The organism is Pseudomonas sp. H3_C08, from assembly GCF_054669455.1.
In genome coordinates, this window is sequence record NZ_CP162803.1 from 4,711,594 (window position 1) to 4,730,651 (window position 19,058).

A 19,058-nucleotide genomic window follows, 5' to 3' on the forward strand; every position below is an offset into this window, starting at 1 on the left:
CATCAGACGCCGGAAACCACAATAAACCACCTGCCGAGGAACCCGACATGAAACGACTGATCAGCAGCTGTGTTCTTGCACTCAGCGGTACCGCTTTCTTGAGCGCCAGCGTCATGGCGGCCGAACCTGCGTCATGCCAGAACGTACGCATGGGCGTGGTCAACTGGACCGACGTGATCGCCACCAGTGCCATGACCCAGGTCCTGCTCGACGGCCTCGGCTACAACACCAAACAAACCAGCGCGTCCCAGCAAATCATCTTCGCTGGGATCCGCGATCAGCGCCTGGACCTGTTCCTCGGTTACTGGAACCCGCTGATGACCCAGACCATCACCCCGTTCGTCGATGCCAATCAGGTCAAAGTTCTTGAAGCACCAAGCCTGAAAGACGCTCGCGCGACCCTCGCCGTACCGACCTATCTGGCCGACAAGGGCCTGAAAACCTTCGCCGACATCGCCAAGTTTGAAAAAGAACTGGGCGGCAAGATCTACGGCATCGAGCCAGGCTCGGGCGCCAACACGCAGATCAAGGCGATGATCGCCAAGAACCAGTTCGGCCTCGGCAAGTTCCAGTTGGTCGAGTCGAGCGAGGCCGGCATGCTCGCCGCCGTCGACCGTGCTGTGCGCCGCAAAGAGGCCGTGGTCTTCTTTGGCTGGGCGCCGCACCCGATGAACGTCAACGTCAAGATGACTTATCTGACCGGCAGCGACGACGCCCTCGGCCCTAACGAAGGTATGGCCACGGTTTGGACCGTCACCGCGCCGAAATACGCCGAGCAGTGCCCGAACGTTGGTCGCCTGCTAACCAATCTGACGTTCACCGCCGAGGACGAGAGCCGGATGATGCAGCCGCTGCTCGACCACAAGGACGCTTTCGAATCGGCCAAGCAATGGCTCAAGGATCACCCCGAAGACAAGCAGCGCTGGCTGGAAGGTGTGACGACGTTCGATGGCAAACCGGCGGCTGAAAACCTGCAACTGACCAGCAAATAACCCTCTCATTTAAAAGCCCCTCACCCTAGCCCTCTCCCAAGGGGAGAGGGAACCGGACGAAGCTCGCAGCCCCGAAAAGGGCTGCGGACAACCCATCACGCCTGAAGGAAACCGCACCATGAATCACGACGTCATCATCACCTGCGCACTCACCGGTGCTGGCGACACGACCGCCAAGAGCCCGCACGTGCCGGTCACCCCGAAACAAATTGCTGCTGCTGCGGTGGAAGCGGCCAAGGCCGGCGCCACGGTTGTGCACTGCCATGTGCGCGATCCGCAGACCGGCAAGTTCAGCCGTGACGTGGCTCTGTACCGCGAAGTGATGGAGCGCATCCGCGAGGCCGACGTCGACATCATCGTCAACCTCACCGCCGGCATGGGCGGCGACCTGGAAATCGGCGCTGGCGAGAACCCGATGGAGTTTGGCCCGAATACCGATCTGGTCGGCCCATTGACTCGTCTGGCTCACGTTGAAGCGCTGTTACCGGAAATCTGCACCCTCGATTGCGGCACGCTGAACTTCGGCGATGGCGACACCATTTACGTCTCCACACCGGCGCAACTGCGTGCCGGCGCCAAGCGCATTACCGAGCTGGGCGTGAAGGCCGAGCTGGAGATTTTCGACACCGGTCACCTGTGGTTCGCCAAGCAGATGATCAAGGAAGGTCTGCTCGATAACCCGTTGTTCCAGCTGTGCCTGGGCATCCCGTGGGGCGCGCCGGCGGATACCACCACGATGAAAGCCATGGTCGACAACCTGCCCGCCGATGCGGTGTGGGCCGGGTTTGGCATTGGCCGCATGCAGATGCCAATGGCCGCGCAAGCAGTGCTGCTCGGCGGCAACGTGCGGGTCGGGCTGGAGGACAACCTGTGGCTGGACAAAGGCGTGCTGGCGACCAACGGCCAACTGGTCGAACGCGCCACCGAAATCCTCAGCCGCCTCGGCGCCCGGGTGCTGACCCCGGCCGAAGGCCGCAAAAAAATGGGCCTGACCCAGCGCGGTTAATTGCCCCACCTCGAACCCTGTGGGAGCGAGCTTGCTCGCGAATGCGATGGCTCTGCTGATGAAGATACTGCGGATGTACCGCCCCCTTCGCGAGCAAGCTCGCTCCCACAGTTGATCGCCGAACTATTCAGGAAATCACCATGAGCTTTATCACCGAAATCAAAACCTTCGCCGCGCTGGGCAGCGGTGTCATCGGCAGTGGCTGGGTATCCCGCGCCCTCGCCCATGGCCTGGATGTGATCGCCTGGGACCCGGCGCCCGGCGCCGAAGCGGCGCTGCGTAAACGCGTAGCCAACGCCTGGGGCGCACTGGAGAAAAGCGGTCTGGCGCCGGGCGCTTCGCAGGATCGTCTGCGCTTTGTCGCGACCATCGAGGAGTGCGTGCGCGATGCCGATTTCATTCAGGAAAGCGCTCCGGAACGCCTGGAACTGAAACTCGATCTGCACAGCAAAATCAGCGCCGCGGCCAAGCCCAATGCGTTGATCGGTTCGAGTACCTCGGGCCTGCTGCCAAGTGAGTTCTACGAGAGCTCAACGCACCCTGAACGCTGCGTGGTCGGCCACCCGTTCAACCCGGTTTATCTGCTGCCGTTGGTCGAAGTCGTGGGTGGCATGAACACCGCGCCCGAGGCCGTTCAGGCAGCGATGAAAGTCTACGAATCCCTCGGCATGCGTCCGCTGCACGTGCGCAAAGAAGTGCCGGGGTTTATCGCCGACCGCTTGCTCGAAGCGCTGTGGCGTGAGGCGCTGCACCTGGTCAACGATGGTGTCGCGACCACTGGCGAGATCGATGATGCGATCCGCTTTGGCGCCGGCCTGCGCTGGTCGTTCATGGGTACGTTCCTGACTTATACCTTGGCCGGGGGTGATGCGGGGATGCGCCACTTCATGTCGCAATTCGGCCCGGCGTTGCAGTTGCCGTGGACCTATCTGCCGGCGCCGGAACTGACTGACAAGTTGATTGATGATGTGGTTGATGGCACCAGTGATCAGCTTGGTCGTCACAGCATTTCGGCACTGGAGCGCTATCGTGATGATTGCTTGCTGGCGGTGCTTGAGGCGGTGAAGACCACAAAGGAAAAGCATGGGATGGCGTTCAGCGAGTAATGCGTTCGCGTCAGACCGCTGCCCTCACCCTAGCCCTCTCCCAGGGGTAGAGGGGACTGACCGAGTTGAATGTTCGAGCTACGCCGACCTGCACCGCCGAGCCGAACTCAGGACTTGAAACGCTTGAAGATCAGCACCCTTTCTCCTCTCCTCCATTGGGGAAAGGGGACTGACCGCGGTGTTTTTTTCGAGCTACGCCGACTTGATCTATCGAGCCGAACTCAAGTTTTGAAAGGCCCCCGATCTACTCCCTTCCCCCTCTCCCCCTGGGGGAGAGGGCTGGGGTGAGGGGGTAGCTTTTGATCTTGAAGACCACCTAACTGCCGGAACCCAAACCATGCCCCAGCTCACCACGTACCAAACCCGAATCATCCCCGACTGGGTCGACTACAACGGCCACCTGCGCGACGCCTTCTACCTGCTGATTTTCAGCTACGCCACCGACGCCCTGATGGATCGCCTCGGCATGGACAGCAACAACCGCGAAGCCAGCGGCCACTCGCTGTTCACCCTTGAACTGCACCTCAACTATCTGCACGAAGTGAAGCTCGACAGCGAAGTCGAAGTGCGTACGCAAATCATCGGTCACGACAGCAAACGCCTGCACCTCTATCACAGCCTGTACAAGGTCGGTGAGGAACAGGAACTGGCCGGCAACGAACAGATGCTGTTGCACGTCGATCTCGCCGGCCCGCGTTCGGCACCGTTCAGCGCGGACACCCTGAGCCGCCTGCAAAGCATCGTCGCCGATCAGCAAGACTTGCCCGCTCCCGCTTACATCGGCCGCGTTATCGCACTGCCACCCGCCAGGTAATCCATCGATCTCAAGGAGCCGCCATGCACACCGCTGCCGCTGTTGCCGATTTCCGTACTTATCCGTTGATCAGCGCGCTCGGTGGCGTGCAGACCCTGGCGGATCGCGTTGCCATTGAATGGGCTGACGGTCGCGTCAGCCCGTTCCACCATGTCTGGTTGCGGGACAACTGCCCGTGTCCACAGTGCGTCTACAACGTCACCCGCGAGCAGGTGTTCGAGATTGTCGATGCCGCTGAAGACCTCAGGCCTGCCGCCGCCGATATCGATACCGGCGGCTGCCTGCGCATCGACTGGCGGGACGGTCACCTCAGCCGTTTTGATCCCGGCTGGCTGCGCGCTCATGCCTATGACGATGAATCCCGCGCCGAACGCTTGGCCGGCAAACCTAAGTCTCATCTGTGGCGCAGCGATCTGCAGTTGCCAGTGTTCGAATACGCGGCATTGATGAACGACAACGCCGCCCTGCTGCAATGGCTGCTCGCCGTACGCGACATCGGCCTGACGCAAGTACGCGGCGTGCCCACCGAGTCCGGTTCACTGAAGCTCATCGCGCAACGCATTTCCTTCATTCGCGAGAGCAACTTCGGTGTGCTGTTCAACGTGCAATCCAAAGCCGATGCTGACAGCAATGCGTACACCGCTTTCAACCTGCCGTTGCACACCGATCTACCGACACGCGAGCTGCAACCGGGGCTGCAATTTCTGCATTGCCTGGTGAATGACGCCGAGGGTGGCGAAAGTATTTTTGTCGACGGTTTTGCGATTGCCGATGCGTTGCGCAGTGAAGACCCTGCATCGTTTCAGGCACTGTGTGAAATACCGGTGGAGTTTCGCAACAAGGATCGCCATAGCGACTATCGCTGCCTGGCGCCGATCATCGCTTTGGACGCCTTGGGACGCGTGGCGGAAATCCGCATGGCAAACTTTCTGCGCGGAGCGTTCGATACCTCGGTAGAGCAGATGCCACGGTTGTATCGGGCTTATCGGCGGTTTATTGCGATGACCCGTGAGCCACGGTTTCGGCTGATGCAGCGGCTTAATTCCGGTGAGCTGTGGTGCTTCGATAATCGCCGTACGTTGCACGCGCGTAATGCCTTCGATCCGGCGACCGGGGCGCGGCATTTTCAGGGCTGCTACGTCGACCGGGATGAGTTGTTGTCGCGGATTCTGGTGTTGCAGCGGTAGACCGCGTCATCGTTCTTCGCGAGCAAGCTCGCTCCCACATTTAATCGCATTCCCCTGAATGAACGCGGTCACCTGTGGGAGCGAGCTTGCTCGCGAAAGCGTCAGTCCAGACAACGCGTCACTAACTGAATCACAGACAAAAAAAACCCCGATACCAGCCGTGACTGGATCGGGGCTCAAGCTACTGTTGAGGAGCTGCCAAGCGAGGGTGACCAAACCTTCGTGTTGCAAGCTGAGTTCAGTGTGCCCACTCCCTTGAGCGGCGAGTTAGCCGAAAACGACCTGTTCATAGCCGTCGCAGCCACTGCGACAAATCGCCCTTGCCGTGCTCCCGCATGGCTACCAGAATCGAGCCACGACCTCCGTTACCGAAGAAGGATGCGCGTCATGATGTATGCCGATTTGATCGATCAGGAAGATTTGCTGGGCCAGCTCAAGGCGTTGGGTTTCCAGGTGCCGAGCGGTTCAACGGCCGAGCAGGCTTGCGAATGCGCGGTGCGTGGCTTGGATAAGGCTCGGGCAAATGAACTGCGCAGAATGGTCAAGGAGATGTACACCAGCAGCGCGACGATTCTGCCGTGCGTACGTCAGGCGATCGACAAGCAGTTGTTGCCGGCATTGGCGGACTATCAGCAAAGCCATAGCGCCTGATAAATCCATTCGCGAGCAGGCTCGCTCCCACATTGGAATGCATTCCTACTGTGGGAGCGAGCCTGCTCGCGAAGAACGATGACTCGGTCTACAGCCTTACGCTGGCAAACGTCGATTCATTGCGCGCCTGACTCAACGCCGACATCGGCCCCGACAGCGGCGACATCACGATGGCCTGCGGCAGCGGCAACATCGCCACTTGTTGAGTGGTGTTGGACCCTACGCGCTCGTCACGCGGCGGAATGCCGAAGTATTCGCGATAGCACTTGGAGAAGTGCGGCGTCGAGACGAAACCACACACGGACGCCACTTCGATGATCGACATCGGCGTTTGCTTGAGCAACTGCCGGGCGCGGATCAGGCGCAGCTTCAAGTAGTAACGGGACGGCGAGCAGTGCAGGTATTTCTGAAACAGGCGCTCCAGCTGTCGACGCGACACGGCGACGTACACCGCCAGTTCATCGAGGTCGATCGGCTCTTCGAGGTTGGCTTCCATCAGCGCGACGATTTCCTGCAGCTTCGGCTGGTTGGTGCCGAGCATGTGCTTGAGCGGCACACGCTGGTGATCCTGTTCGTTGCGGATACGTTCGTAGACGAACATCTCCGAAATCGCGGCGGACAGTTCACGGCCGTGATCGCGGCTGATCAGGTGCAGCATCATGTCCAGCGGCGCGGTACCGCCGGAGCTGGTGAAACGGTTACGGTCGAGGGTGAACAAACGGGTGCTCATGGCCACGCGCGGGAAAGCTTCCTGCATCGCCGCCAGACATTCCCAGTGCACGCTGCAATCGAAACCGTCGAGCAGACCCGCGCAGGCCAGGGCCCAACTGCCGGTGCATACGGCGCCGAGGCGCTTGGACTGGCGCGCCTGGCTTTGCAGCCAGGAAACGTGTTCACGGGTAACGGTGCGTTGAATGCCGATGCCGCCGCAGACAATCACAGTGTCCAGTGGCGGGGCTTTGTGCATGGAGGCGTCTGGCGTGATTTGCAGACCGTCACTGGCCCACACCTGGCCGCCATCGACGGTGAGAGTGCTCCAGCGATACAGCTCGCGACCGGACAATTGGTTGGCCATGCGCAGGGGTTCTACTGCGGAGGCCAGAGAAATCAGCGTGAAATTGTCCAGCAGCAGAAAGCCGATGGATTGAGGCGCACGGTTCTGGGGTTGGGCCCCGGAGTTGAACGACGTCATCGCGGTATCTCCTCACACAAAGCGGGTGATGGCCTCAGGCGGAGGCTCTTGTTATTGCCAGCGTTCTCGCGTGGGAGACGGGCTTTGTTATGACAGAGCAATTGCCATGCCTAAAATTGAATGGCTGTTCAATAACTCCTGAAAACGACGTCGCGACGTGTCTATACGAGCCGTCCGACGAAAGGTGTTTCGAAGTGCCATCAGCGTTGCTGAGCGCCCTGCCCCCAGGGGTGTGAGCAAATCGGTAGCACTTGTGGGAACTGGCCTGCGCGCAGTTTGTGGGGAGTGTCACCGCAAGCACGGGTGACGGACGGTAGGGGGTGCTGAATGCATGTAACAGCTGGGAAAGACTCTTATCTGTTTGCGACGCGCTAAAAGGTGGCGTGATTTATTGTCTGTGTTCACTTGATGAGCAATTTTGACTGGTCTGACGCTATCGCGAGCAGGCTCACTCCTACATTTGGAATGCGTTCCCCTGTAGGAGCGAGCCTGCTCGCGATGGAGGCGACTCGGTCTCAGCACTCAACCGCACTGACCGCCAATCCACCACGCGATGTCTCTTTATATTTGTCATGCATATCAGCGCCGGTATCACGCATGGTGCGGATCACCCGATCCAGCGAGATAAAGTGCTGACCATCGCCACGCAATGCCATTTGCGCCGCGTTGATCGCCTTGACCGCGGCAATCGCATTACGCTCGATGCACGGCACCTGCACCAGGCCACCGACCGGATCGCAAGTCAGCCCAAGGTTGTGTTCAAGACCAATCTCCGCTGCGTTGCACAACTGCTCCGGCGTGGCACCAAGAATCTCCGCCAGCCCCGCCGCCGCCATCGCACACGCCGAACCGACTTCGCCCTGGCAACCCACTTCGGCGCCCGAGATCGAAGCATTCTTCTTGCACAGAATCCCCACCGCCGCTGCACCGAGGAAGTAATCGACCACGTTGGCGTCAGTCACCGCTTCACTGAACTTCATAAAGTAGTGCAACACCGCCGGAATGATGCCCGCCGCGCCATTGGTCGGCGCCGTGACCATGCGCCCACCCGCCGCGTTTTCTTCATTAACCGCCAGAGCGAACAGGTTGACCCACTCCATCGCGCTCAGCGTCGAGCCGATCACATTGGGCTTGCCCAATTCCTGAAGACTGCGATGCAACTTCGCCGCACGTCGACGTACATTCAAACCGCCGGGCAGGATGCCTTCGTGCTTGAGGCCCTGCTCAACGCAATCCTGCATCGCCCGCCACAGTTTCATCAGCCCGGCGCGGATCTCTTCTTCACTGCGCCAGACCTTTTCGTTGGCCATCATCAATTCGGCAACGCGCAGGTTGTTTTTCTTGCACAACTCCAACAGCTCAACCGCGCTGGAAAAGTCGTAGGGCAACTCAGTGCGATCCAGATCGACCACGCCGCTGGAGGCCTGCTTTTGATCGACGACAAAACCGCCACCCACCGAATAGTAGGTGTCGCGATGCAGTTCGCCGTGATCGCCGTCAGCAACAATCGTCATGGCATTGGGATGGAAAGGCAGATTTTCATCGATCAGGCGCATGTCCCGCGCCCAGACAAACGGCACCGACAAACGACCATCCAATAAAAGTGTGTGAGTTTCGCGCAGGGCCTGAATCCGCGGGCCGATCTGCGAGGGGTCGATTGCGTCCGGCCACTCGCCCATCAAACCCATGATCACCGCGTTGTCGCTGCCGTGACCGATACCGGTAGCCGACAGCGATCCGAACAATTGCACTTCTATACGACGCACCTGTTCCAACTGGTGCTTGTCCCGAAGCGACTCGACGAACAACGCCGCGGCGCGCATGGGCCCGACGGTGTGGGAACTGGAAGGGCCGATGCCGATTTTGAACAGGTCGAAAACGCTGATAGCCATTGCTGCAGAGCTCCTGAGGATGCCGGTCCGGGGCGTGAAGCGCCCGCTGGCGGAGCTGCTACGCTCAAGCTGCGATCCGCCGGAATGCCCGCATCATCAGGCTTTTGTCGGAGCGCACGGCGTCTGACACCGACGCACTCATGTCCACCAGCGCCGCGCCGTTTTCGCCCCGGTTTTTCGCCGTTTTTGTGCGGTTCAGATGGCCATTCGGGGCTGAAAAAAGCTGTAAACGACGTCACTGACACTGGATGCGACCATCCCTGTACTGGATACGACCCCCCCTGTAGGCGTCAGATTTTCACTGGTACATGATCGTTATGACTCGATTGCAAGGCGCCGTGGTAGAGCTGTCTCCAGAACGCCATCCAACCGCAACCTATAAGTGCGGTGGTCCACAGTCGGAACACTGCCAAAAAAAACACCAAGGAGTCCATCCATGAAAGGTTCCCCGTCGTTGTTGTTGGCCGCCATGCTGAGTCTGCCGTTACTGGCGCAAGCTGCAGAACCGGCACAGTGCAGTACCGTTAACTTCTCCGATGTCGGCTGGACCGACATCACCGCTACCACCGCTACCACCTCCGTTGTCCTCAACGCCCTCGGCTACAAGACCAAGACCACCATGATCTCCGTGCCCGTGACCTACAAGTCGCTGGCCGACGGCAAGAACATGGACGTGTTCCTCGGTAACTGGATGCCGACCATGGAAAACGACATCAAGGCCTACCGCGACGCCGGCACCGTAGAAACCGTGCGCACCAACCTCAAGGGCGCCAAGTACACCCTCGCCGTGCCGCAAGCCCTGTATGACAAAGGTCTGCATGACTTCGCCGACATCGCCAAATTCAAGAAAGAACTCGACGGCAAGATCTACGGCATCGAGCCTGGCAATGACGGCAACCGTCTGATCCAGAGCATGATCGACAAGGACGCTTTCGGCCTGAAAACCGCCGGTTTCAAAGTCGTCGAATCGTCGGAAGCGGGCATGCTCTCGCAGGTGGATCGCGCGCAAAAACGCGACACCGCCGTGGTCTTCCTCGGCTGGGCGCCACACCCGATGAACAAGCGCTTCAAGATTCAATACCTGACCGGTGGCGATGATTTCTTCGGCCCCGATTTCGGTGCTGCGACCGTAGCGACCAACACCCGCAAGGGTTACGCCGAGGAATGCAGCAACGTCGGTCAGTTGCTGAAGAACCTGGAGTTCACCGTCGACATGGAAAGCGAACTGATGGGCAACATCCTCGACGACAAGATGAAGCCTGACGCGGCCGCGAAGGCCTGGCTGAAAAAGAATCCACAAGTGCTCGATACCTGGCTCGCTGGCGTGACCACCATTGACGGTAAACCTGGCCTGGAGGCCGTGAAAGCCAAGCTTCAGTAATCGCTTATGCCGGGTGGGTTCGCCCGCCCGGGCTGTTTATTTCCTTGCATGCGGACGTTCACTACCATGCTGATTGATCAGAAAATACCTTTAGGCCAGTACATCGCGGGCTTCGTTGAATGGTTGACGCAACACGGCGCCAACACCTTCGACGCAATCGCCGTGACACTGGAAACGATGATCCACGGCGTGACGTTTGCGCTGACCTGGTTCAACCCACTGGTCTTGATTGGCCTGATCGCACTACTCGCTCACTTCATTCAGCGTAAATGGGGCCTGACTGCGTTCGTCATTGCCTCCTTCCTGCTGATCCTCAATCTGGGGTACTGGCAGGAGACCATGGAAACCCTCGCCCAGGTCATGTTCGCAACCCTGGTCTGCGTGGTCATCGGCGTGCCGTTGGGCATCGTCGCCGCGCACAAACCGATGTTCTACACGGTCATGCGTCCGGTACTCGATCTGATGCAGACCGTACCGACCTTCGTTTACCTCATTCCTACCCTGACCCTCTTCGGGCTGGGTGTGGTGCCAGGCCTGATCTCCACAGTGGTGTTCGCCATCGCTGCGCCGATCCGCCTGACCTACCTGGGCATCCGCGATGTCCCGCAAGAACTGATGGACGCCGGCAAGGCCTTCGGCTGCTCGCGTCGCCAATTGCTCTCACGGATCGAACTGCCTCACGCCATGCCGAGCATCGCGGCCGGCATCACCCAGTGCATCATGCTGTCGTTGTCGATGGTGGTGATCGCTGCACTGGTAGGCGCCGATGGACTCGGCAAACCGGTGGTCAACGCACTGAACACTGCTGATATCGCCCTGGGCTTCGAAGCGGGCCTGGCGATCGTACTGCTGGCGATCATGCTCGACCGTATCTGCAAACAACCCGACGCTAAAGCAGGGGGTGACGCATGAGCATAATTCGCTTCGAAGACGTCGACGTAATCTTCTCCAAAGACCCGCGCGAGGCGCTCAAGCTGCTGGATCAGGGCATGACCCGCAACGAGATCCTGAAGAAGACCGGACAGATCGTCGGCGTGGAAAAAGCCACGCTGGACATCAATAAAGGCGAGATCTGCGTGCTGATGGGCTTGTCCGGCTCGGGCAAGTCGAGCCTGCTGCGCTGCATCAACGGCCTCAACACCGTGAGTCGCGGCAAGTTGTTCGTCGAGCATGAAAACCGTCAGATCGACATCGCCTCCTGCACCCCGGCCGAACTGAAAATGATGCGCACCAAACGCATCGCCATGGTCTTTCAGAAGTTCGCCCTGATGCCTTGGCTAACGGTGCGCGAGAACATCAGTTTCGGTCTGGAAATGCAGGGTCGCCCGGAGAAGGAACGCAAGAAGCTCGTCGACGAGAAACTCGAACTGGTCGGCCTGACCCAATGGCGCAACAAGAAGCCCGACGAACTCTCCGGCGGCATGCAGCAGCGTGTTGGTCTGGCGCGGGCGCTGGCGATGGACGCCGACATTCTATTGATGGACGAACCGTTCTCGGCCCTCGACCCGCTGATCCGTCAGGGCCTGCAGGATGAACTGCTGGAACTGCAACGCAAGCTGAGCAAGACCATTGTCTTCGTGAGCCACGACCTCGACGAGGCGCTCAAATTGGGTAGCCGCATCGCGATCATGAAAGACGGCCGGATCATCCAGTACAGCGTGCCGGAAGAGATCGTGCTGAACCCGGCGGACGACTATGTGCGCACTTTCGTTGCGCACACCAATCCGCTCAACGTACTTTGCGGTCGCAGCCTGATGCGCACCCTGGACAAGTGCAAACGCATCAATGGTTCGGTGTGCCTCGATCCGGGCGGCGATTCGTGGCTGGACCTGGCCGAAGGCAACACCATCAAAGGTGCGCGGCAGAATGGTTCGGTGCTGAACCTGCAGAACTGGGCACCGGGGCAAGCGGTAGAGGGGCTGGAGCGCAAGCCGACGCTGGTGGACTCGAACATCGGTATGCGCGATGCACTGCAGATTCGTTATCAGACCGGCAACAAGCTGGTGCTGCACGATGACAATCATGTGGTGGGGATCTTGGGCGACAGCGAGTTGTATCACGCGTTGCTGGGCAAGAATCTCGGTTAAGGCGGGATAAAAAAAGGGATCGCGGTGAGCGATCCCTTTTTTATTGGGTCAGGAAAAAAGCCCCTCATCGGAACGCCGCCCGCCTAGCCCTCTCCCAGAGGGAGAGGGGACTGACCGAGTTGTACTTTCAAGCTATATCGACCTGAGAAATCGAGTCGAACTCAGTTATTGAAAAGCCCCCGATCTGCTCCCTTCCCCCTCTCCCTTGGGGAGAGGGTTGGGGTGAGGGGGCTTTTGACTTTAGCTATACACCCGGCCAAGGAGCTGCCGATGGCTTTCAAACTGATCGAGCACATCCCGCGTGATCTGATCCTGCGTGAAGCCCATCAGGTCGTAATCCTGGCTGCCGTTGTGCAGGTACACCTCGGCGCGGTAGTAACGCTGGCGCGCTTCATCGGATTGCGCCGATTCGGTCGGGGTCGCCAGATAGCCGTCCAGGCTCACTTCGTAAACGAAAGGGTTGCCCTCTTCCATCTCGATACGCACACCCATGCAGCGCTTGGATTTACCCAGCAGCGTCTGCACTTCCAGACCCTGCGCACGCATCTGCGCAGCAGCATCTTCCAGCGCCGGGCTGACCTGCTTGTCCATGAAGCGTTGCACCACCGATTGGCTCGGTTGCAGATCCAGTTGCGTCAGACGCTCGCTGAAACCACGACGACCGCGCTCCGCCAGCTGCGCCTGCTCCTGTTCGATCTGCACGTCCTGACGCATGGCCTTGTGCAAGCCGAACATGAAGAACACCAGCACCACCGAGAACGGCAGACCGGCCAGCACCACCATGGTTTGCATGGCTTCGAAGTTACCGGCAAACAGCAGACCGATGGTCACCAGGGTGATCACCACCGACCAGAAGATCCGCAGCCAGTGCGGCGCATCTTCATCGACGTTACCGCCCTTGCAGGACAGATTCGCCATCATCACCGCGCCGGAGTCGGCCGGGGTCAGGAACAGCACGAAGCCAACAAAGATCGACACACCGATAACGACTTTCGACGCCGGGTAGTGCTCAAGCAATTGATAGATCGCCATCGACGGCTGTTCCAGTGCCGTCTTGCCAAGCTCCACCGCCCCCTGGTTCATCACCAGGTCCAGTGCCGAGTTACCGAAGATCGACAGCCAGGCCAGGGTGAAGCCCAGCGGAATCAGCAGCACGCCAGCGACCAGCTCACGCACGGTACGACCACGGGAAATACGCGCGATGAACATGCCTACGAATGGCGCCCAGGAAATCCACCACGCCCAGTAGAACAGGGTCCACAGGCCCATCCAGCGCTCGGACTTGGCGTTGTCGCCTTCGTACACATAAAGGTCGAAGGTTTTCAGCACGATGCCATTGAGGTAGTCGCCGATGTTCTGCACGAAGCCGTTGAGCAGGTGCAAAGTCGGGCCAAACAACAGCACGAAAATCAGCAGACCGCTGAACAGCACGATGTTCAGGTTGGACAGACGGCGGATGCCGTTTTCCACGCCGGACACGGCTGCGATGGTCGCCACGGTGCTCATCACGATGATCACGATCAGCAGGTTGGTGTTGCTGTGTTCCATGCCGAACAGGTTTTCCAGGCCCGAGGACACTTGCAGCGAACCAATCCCCAGGTTGGTCACCAGACCCAGCAGGGTCACGAACATGCCGAAGCCGTCCACCGCGTGACCGGCCGCGCCCTTGACCCAACGCTCGCCGACCAGCGGATACAGCGCCGAACGCAGGGCCAGCGGCTGGTTATGCCGGTAAGCAAAGTACGCCACGGCCAGACCGACCAGTGCGTAGATCGCCCAGCCGTGCAGACCCCAATGCAGGAACGTCAGCTGTACTGCCTGACGCGCGGCCAAGTTGCTGGCCGAAGCGCCTTCCGGCGGATTGAAATAGTGATCCAGTGGCTCGGATGCGCCGAAGTACAACAGCGAAATACCGATACCCGACGAGAACAGCATCCCCGCCCAGGCGCCGTAACTGAAATCCGGGGTGTCGTCCTTGCTGCCCAGTTTGAGTTTGCCGTACGAAGAAAACGCCAGGCCCACCACAAACACCAGGTAGGCGGCGATGACCACCATGTAGTACCAGCCGAAGCTGCGCGACAACCAGGCCTGAGCGATACCCAACAGTCTGCCGGCCTCTTGCGGGGCGATAATCAGAATGGCGGTCAACAACAGAATCAGCGCGGTAGAGGTGTAAAACACCCAACCGTTGACCGTCACCTTCTCGGGCGGGGTCTTTATAAGCGAGGCAGAACTCATGGCACAAATGCTCCAGGCAGTGCGAGAGAAGAACACAAGGCAACACGGAACCCGACCAATCGGTTAGTTGGCAGCCGACCGGCGGGTGATATAAAGACACCCCGAAAAAAGCCCGAACCTGCCGAAATGGCGCTGCGAATCGCTTTCGTGGCCGAAGGTGGACGGACGGTCATCCGAAACCTGGCCCTGAGCGTCTTGCCCTTTCAACACGTCCATCGAATCGCGAACCGCGCCATGCCCCACGCAGGTTTCGAGCTGTTTCGGATGTCGGTTTTATCGCCACTTACACGTAGGAAAAAGCTGTAGGCAGCGACGATTTGTCGCAGATCTTATTCTTTGTTGATTGAACGTTCAATCAAAACAAAATAGACTGGCCCTCAATCCGATCGGCGTGATTCGCCGCTCGGAAGGCCTAAGGAGATGTGCAAGATGCCCAAGGTCGGTATGCAACCCATCCGCCGCCAACAACTGATCGAAGCCACATTGCAGGCGGTCGATCAGGTCGGAATGGGGGACGCCAGCATTGCGCTGATCGCCCGTTTGGCCGGTGTCTCGAATGGCATCATCAGTCATTACTTTCAGGACAAGAACGGCCTGATTGCCGCCACGATGCGGTATCTGATGACCGCCCTCAGCGAGAGCGTCACCGCGCGCCGTCAGGCGCTGGCAGATGACAGCCCACGGGCACATCTGCAGGTGATCATCGAAGGCAACTTCGACGCCAGCCAGGTCAATGGCCCGGCAATGAAAACCTGGCTGGCCTTCTGGGCCACCAGCATGCACCAGCCGTCTTTGCACAGGTTGCAGCGGATCAACGATCACCGTCTGTATTCCAACCTGTGCTGTCAGTTCCGCCGTGTGCTGCCGCTCGAAGATGCGCGCAGCGCAGCGCGGGGGCTGGCAGCGTTGATTGACGGCTTGTGGTTGCGCGGCGCGCTGTCGGGAGACGCTTTCGACACGGCGCAGGCGCAACAGATCGCTTACGAATACATGGATTTCCAATTGGCCAAGAAGGTGAGCTAGAGCACACAGAAAACGCTCGGCCCCTGAACCGCCACCGCAGCCTCACCGCGGTGGTCAACGCCAACCACCAATGCACTTGCGAGGACACTATGGCCCGTTTCGAACTGCAAAAACTTTACATCGATGGCGCGTACTCCGACGCCGGCAGCGATGCCACCTTCGAAGCCATCAACCCGGCTAACGGTGAAGTCCTCGCACAGGTGCAACGTGCGACCAAGGAAGACGTCGAGCGTGCTGTGGTCAGCGCTGAAAAGGGCCAGAAAATCTGGGCCGCGATGACCGCCATGGAGCGTTCGCGCATCCTGCGTCGCGCCGTCGACATCCTGCGCGAGCGCAACGATGAACTGGCCACGCTGGAAACCCTGGACACCGGTAAATCCTTCTCCGAAACCAAGTACGTCGACATCGTTACCGGTGCTGACGTGCTGGAATACTACGCAGGCCTGGTGCCAGCGATCGAAGGCGAGCAGATCCCGCTGCGCGACACTTCTTTCGTCTACACCCGTCGCGAGCCGCTGGGCGTTGTCGCCGGTATCGGCGCGTGGAACTACCCGATCCAAATCGCGCTGTGGAAATCCGCGCCAGCCTTGGCTGCCGGTAACGCGATGATCTTCAAGCCAAGCGAAGTGACCTCGCTGACCACCCTGAAACTGGCCGAGATCTACACCGAAGCCGGCGTTCCAAACGGTGTGTTCAACGTCCTGACCGGCAGCGGCCGTGAAGTCGGCACCTGGCTGACCGAGCACCCGCGCATCGAAAAAATCTCCTTCACCGGCGGCACCGACACCGGCAAGAAGGTTATGGCCAGCGCTTCGGCTTCGTCGCTGAAAGACGTGACCATGGAACTGGGCGGCAAGTCTCCGCTGATCATCTGCGACGACGCCGATCTCGATCGTGCTGCCGACACCGCGATGATGGCCAACTTCTACAGCTCCGGCCAGGTCTGCACCAACGGCACTCGCGTGTTCGTTCCGGCGCACCTGAAAGCCGCTTTCGAAGCCAAGATCGTTGAGCGCGTTGCACGCATCCGCGTCGGCAACCCGGAAGACGAAAACACCAACTTCGGCCCGCTGGTCAGCTTCGCGCACATGGAAAGCGTGTTGGGTTACATCGCCAAGGGTAAAGAACAAGGCGCCCGCGTGCTGTGCGGCGGCGACCGTCTGACCGACGGCGAATTCGCCAAAGGCGCGTTCGTGGCACCTACCGTGTTCACCGATTGCACCGACGACATGACCATCGTTCGCGAAGAAATCTTTGGCCCAGTGATGGCGATCCTCTCCTACGAGACCGAAGAAGAAGTGATCCGCCGCGCCAACGACACCGACTTCGGTTTGGCCGCCGGTATCGTCACCAAAGACCTGAACCGCGCACACCGCGTGATTCATCAACTGGAAGCCGGTATCTGCTGGATCAACGCCTGGGGCGAGTCCGACGCAAAAATGCCGGTCGGCGGTTACAAGCAGTCGGGTGTTGGCCGTGAGAACGGCATCAGCTCGCTGAACAACTTCACCCGCATCAAATCGGTACAGGTCGAGCTGGGCGATTACGTCTCGGTGTTCTAAGACCCGAGTCTTGTATTGCTCGTGAGGCCGTCTTCGCGAGCAGGCTCGCTCCCACATTGGAACAGTGTCTCCTATGGGAGTGAGCCCGCTCGCGATTCGAGTGCAAAGCACTCGTCAGGCCCGACCTGACCACATCTAAAGAGGGTGCATTCAATGTCCCAAGAATTCGATTACATCATCATCGGTGCCGGCTCGGCCGGTAACACCCTGGCGACCCGTCTGACTGAAGACGAAGGCGTCACCGTTCTGCTGCTCGAAGCTGGCGGTCCGGACTACCGTTTCGACTTCCGCACGCAAATGCCCGCTGCCCTGGCATTCCCGCTGCAAGGTCGTCGCTACAACTGGGCCTACGAAACCGATCCAGAGCCACACATGGACGGTCGCCGCATGGAATGCGGTCGCGGCAAAGGCCTCGGCGGTTCCTCGCTGATCAACGGCATGTGCTACATCCGTGGCAACGCGATGGACTACGACGGCTGGGCAAAACTGCCAGGCCTGGAAAACTGGTCGTACCTCGACTGCCTGCCGTACTTCCGCAAAGCGGAAACCCGCGACATCGGCCCGAACGACTACCACGGTGGCGAAGGCCCGGTCAGCGTGACCACGCCGAAGGCGGGCAACAACCCGCTGTTCCACGCCATGGTGGAAGCCGGTGTACAAGCCGGTTACCCGCGCACCGAAGACCTCAACGGTTACCAGCAGGAAGGCTTCGGCCCGATGGACCGCACCGTGACGCCGAACGGCCGTCGTGCATCCACCGCCCGTGGCTACCTCGACGTCGCCAAGAAGCGTTCGACCCTGACCATCGTCACCCACGCCCTGACCGACAAGATTCTGTTTGAAGGCAAACGTGCGGTCGGCGTGCGTTACCTGGTCGGCGACGCTGAAGAGCGCGTTGAAGCCAAAGCGCGCAAAGAAGTGCTGCTGTGCTCCGGCGCCATCGCTTCGCCGCAGATTCTGCAGCGTTCCGGTGTCGGCCCTGCCGAACTGCTGAAATCCCTAGACATCCCGGTCGTTCACGACCTGCCGGGCGTCGGTGAAAACCTGCAGGATCACCTTGAGCTGTACCTGCAATACGCTTGCACTCAGCCGGTTTCGCTGTACCCGTCGCTGCTCTGGTACAACCAGCCAGCCATCGGTGCCGAGTGGCTGTTCAACGGCACCGGCATCGGCGCCAGCAACCAGTTCGAAGCCGGCGGTTTCATCCGTTCGCGTCCGGAATTCGAATGGCCGAACATCCAGTACCACTTCCTGCCGGTAGCGATTAACTACAACGGCAGCAACGGTGTGAAAGAGCACGGCTTTCAGGCACACATGGGTTCCATGCGTTCGCCAAGCCGTGGTCGCATCCAGGCCAAGTCGAAAGACCCGCGCCAGCACCCGAGCATCCTGTTCAACTACATGGCCACCGAGCAAGACTGGCAGGAATTCCGCGACGGCATCCGCCTGACCCGTGAAATCATGCAACAGCCGGCGCTGGACGCTTTCCGTGGCCGCGAAATCAGCCCGGGCATCGAAGTGCAAACCGATGAGCAACTGGACAAGTTCATCCGCGAGCACGCCGAAACCGCGTTCCACCCGTCCTGCTCGTGCAAGATGGGCACCGACGAGATGGCTGTAGTGGATGGCGAAGGTCGCGTGCACGGCATGCAGAGCCTGCGTGTGGTCGATGCCTCGATCATGCCGATCATCACCACCGGCAACCTCAACGCGCCAACGATCATGATCGCCGAGAAAATCGCCGACAAGATCCGTGGCCGCCAGCCGCTGCCGCGTAGCACCGCGCCGTACTACGTCGCGGGCGATGCGCCGGTGAAGGGCAAGCCGATGCGTGATATCACCCCGGCTGCTCAGTAAGACGTAATACCGAGGCGCGGCCTTCGCGAGCAGGCTCGCTCCCACAGTAGATCTCCAGTGAACACAAAAT

General features: G+C 59.8%; 15 protein-coding genes. 12 read left to right on the forward strand and 3 right to left on the reverse strand.

Annotated elements, in window-relative coordinates; translation table 11 throughout:
• Positions 1-47 precede the first annotated feature (47 nt).
• The 6 genes from AB4N74_RS21550 (at position 48) to AB4N74_RS21575 (ending at position 5,756) form a co-directional block, all read left to right on the forward strand.
• The gene (locus tag AB4N74_RS21550; protein WP_093429894.1) at positions 48-992 is read left to right on the forward strand and encodes a choline ABC transporter substrate-binding protein; all 945 of its coding nucleotides are present in this window, start codon (positions 48-50) and stop codon (positions 990-992) included.
• Positions 993-1,110: 118 nt separating this feature from the next.
• Positions 1,111-1,998 carry a beta-keto acid cleavage family enzyme gene (locus AB4N74_RS21555; protein ID WP_093429893.1) on the forward strand — a complete coding sequence of 296 codons (888 nt, stop codon included), beginning with the start codon at positions 1,111-1,113 and terminating at the stop codon, positions 1,996-1,998.
• Positions 1,999-2,138: 140 nt separating this feature from the next.
• Positions 2,139-3,104 carry an L-carnitine dehydrogenase gene (locus tag AB4N74_RS21560; protein WP_427119094.1) on the forward strand — a complete coding sequence of 322 codons (966 nt, stop codon included), beginning with the start codon at positions 2,139-2,141 and terminating at the stop codon, positions 3,102-3,104.
• Positions 3,105-3,441: 337 nt separating this feature from the next.
• Positions 3,442-3,918, forward strand: a complete 477-nt coding sequence (locus tag AB4N74_RS21565) for a thioesterase family protein (RefSeq protein WP_186619995.1) — start codon at positions 3,442-3,444, stop codon at positions 3,916-3,918.
• A 23-nt stretch (positions 3,919-3,941) separates the two neighbouring features.
• The gene (locus tag AB4N74_RS21570) at positions 3,942-5,105 is read left to right on the forward strand and encodes a gamma-butyrobetaine dioxygenase (protein WP_093429890.1); all 1,164 of its coding nucleotides are present in this window, start codon (positions 3,942-3,944) and stop codon (positions 5,103-5,105) included.
• 387 nt (positions 5,106-5,492) lie between these two features.
• Positions 5,493-5,756 carry a hypothetical protein gene (locus tag AB4N74_RS21575; protein WP_093429889.1) on the forward strand — a complete coding sequence of 88 codons (264 nt, stop codon included), beginning with the start codon at positions 5,493-5,495 and terminating at the stop codon, positions 5,754-5,756.
• An 88-nt stretch (positions 5,757-5,844) separates the two neighbouring features.
• Here the strand turns inward: AB4N74_RS21575 and gbdR are convergent, their stop codons facing one another.
• Entirely contained in the window at positions 5,845-6,948 is a 1,104-nt protein-coding gene (gene gbdR, locus AB4N74_RS21580; protein WP_007949927.1) for a choline metabolism transcriptional regulator GbdR, read from the reverse strand.
• A 515-nt stretch (positions 6,949-7,463) separates the two neighbouring features.
• Positions 7,464-8,840: an L-serine ammonia-lyase gene (locus tag AB4N74_RS21585; protein WP_460097185.1), complete on the reverse strand. Its 1,377-nt coding sequence runs from the start codon at positions 8,838-8,840 to the stop codon at positions 7,464-7,466.
• Positions 8,841-9,276: 436 nt separating this feature from the next.
• On the opposite strand from AB4N74_RS21585, the gene AB4N74_RS21590 reads away from it, so the two are divergent.
• From AB4N74_RS21590 to choV, 3 genes are all read left to right on the forward strand, one after another.
• Positions 9,277-10,221, forward strand: coding sequence for a choline ABC transporter substrate-binding protein (locus AB4N74_RS21590; RefSeq protein WP_007918300.1), 945 nt, complete (start codon positions 9,277-9,279; stop codon positions 10,219-10,221).
• 66 nt (positions 10,222-10,287) lie between these two features.
• Entirely contained in the window at positions 10,288-11,133 is an 846-nt protein-coding gene (choW, locus tag AB4N74_RS21595) for a choline ABC transporter permease subunit (protein WP_093429887.1), read from the forward strand.
• Complete coding sequence (gene choV, locus AB4N74_RS21600; RefSeq protein ID WP_034153601.1) at positions 11,130-12,308, forward strand: choline ABC transporter ATP-binding protein; 1,179 nt, start codon at positions 11,130-11,132, stop codon at positions 12,306-12,308. Before choW ends, choV begins: the two co-directional genes overlap by 4 nt.
• A 240-nt stretch (positions 12,309-12,548) precedes the next feature.
• Here the strand turns inward: choV and AB4N74_RS21605 are convergent, their stop codons facing one another.
• Positions 12,549-14,489, reverse strand: a complete 1,941-nt coding sequence (locus AB4N74_RS21605) for a BCCT family transporter (protein WP_460101202.1) — start codon at positions 14,487-14,489, stop codon at positions 12,549-12,551.
• Positions 14,490-14,975: 486 nt separating this feature from the next.
• Here AB4N74_RS21605 and betI point away from each other — a divergent pair, with 486 nt between their 5' ends.
• From betI to betA, 3 genes are all read left to right on the forward strand, one after another.
• Positions 14,976-15,569 (forward strand): transcriptional regulator BetI, encoded by a 594-nt coding sequence (betI, locus tag AB4N74_RS21610; protein WP_008085771.1) that lies wholly within the window; start codon positions 14,976-14,978, stop codon positions 15,567-15,569.
• Between the two features lie 89 nt (positions 15,570-15,658).
• Positions 15,659-17,131: a betaine-aldehyde dehydrogenase gene (betB, locus tag AB4N74_RS21615; RefSeq protein WP_460097188.1), complete on the forward strand. Its 1,473-nt coding sequence runs from the start codon at positions 15,659-15,661 to the stop codon at positions 17,129-17,131.
• 153 nt (positions 17,132-17,284) lie between these two features.
• The gene (gene betA / locus AB4N74_RS21620) at positions 17,285-18,988 is read left to right on the forward strand and encodes a choline dehydrogenase (RefSeq protein WP_099757387.1); all 1,704 of its coding nucleotides are present in this window, start codon (positions 17,285-17,287) and stop codon (positions 18,986-18,988) included.
• Positions 18,989-19,058 lie beyond the last annotated feature (70 nt).

Bases quoted from the DNA above. Each gene is read 5' to 3' on its own strand.
- AB4N74_RS21550 (WP_093429894.1), top strand. From the start codon at position 48: ATGAAACGACTGATCAGCAGCTGTGTTCTTGCACTCAGCGGTACCGCT.
- AB4N74_RS21555 (WP_093429893.1), top strand. From the start codon at position 1,111: ATGAATCACGACGTCATCATCACCTGCGCACTCACCGGTGCTGGCGAC.
- AB4N74_RS21560 (WP_427119094.1), top strand. From the start codon at position 2,139: ATGAGCTTTATCACCGAAATCAAAACCTTCGCCGCGCTGGGCAGCGGT.
- AB4N74_RS21565 (WP_186619995.1), top strand. From the start codon at position 3,442: ATGCCCCAGCTCACCACGTACCAAACCCGAATCATCCCCGACTGGGTC.
- AB4N74_RS21570 (WP_093429890.1), top strand. From the start codon at position 3,942: ATGCACACCGCTGCCGCTGTTGCCGATTTCCGTACTTATCCGTTGATC.
- AB4N74_RS21575 (WP_093429889.1), top strand. From the start codon at position 5,493: ATGATGTATGCCGATTTGATCGATCAGGAAGATTTGCTGGGCCAGCTC.
- gbdR (WP_007949927.1), bottom strand. From the start codon at position 6,948: ATGACGTCGTTCAACTCCGGGGCCCAACCCCAGAACCGTGCGCCTCAA.
- AB4N74_RS21585 (WP_460097185.1), bottom strand. From the start codon at position 8,840: ATGGCTATCAGCGTTTTCGACCTGTTCAAAATCGGCATCGGCCCTTCC.
- AB4N74_RS21590 (WP_007918300.1), top strand. From the start codon at position 9,277: ATGAAAGGTTCCCCGTCGTTGTTGTTGGCCGCCATGCTGAGTCTGCCG.
- choW (WP_093429887.1), top strand. From the start codon at position 10,288: ATGCTGATTGATCAGAAAATACCTTTAGGCCAGTACATCGCGGGCTTC.
- choV (WP_034153601.1), top strand. From the start codon at position 11,130: ATGAGCATAATTCGCTTCGAAGACGTCGACGTAATCTTCTCCAAAGAC.
- betI (WP_008085771.1), top strand. From the start codon at position 14,976: ATGCCCAAGGTCGGTATGCAACCCATCCGCCGCCAACAACTGATCGAA.
- betB (WP_460097188.1), top strand. From the start codon at position 15,659: ATGGCCCGTTTCGAACTGCAAAAACTTTACATCGATGGCGCGTACTCC.
- betA (WP_099757387.1), top strand. From the start codon at position 17,285: ATGTCCCAAGAATTCGATTACATCATCATCGGTGCCGGCTCGGCCGGT.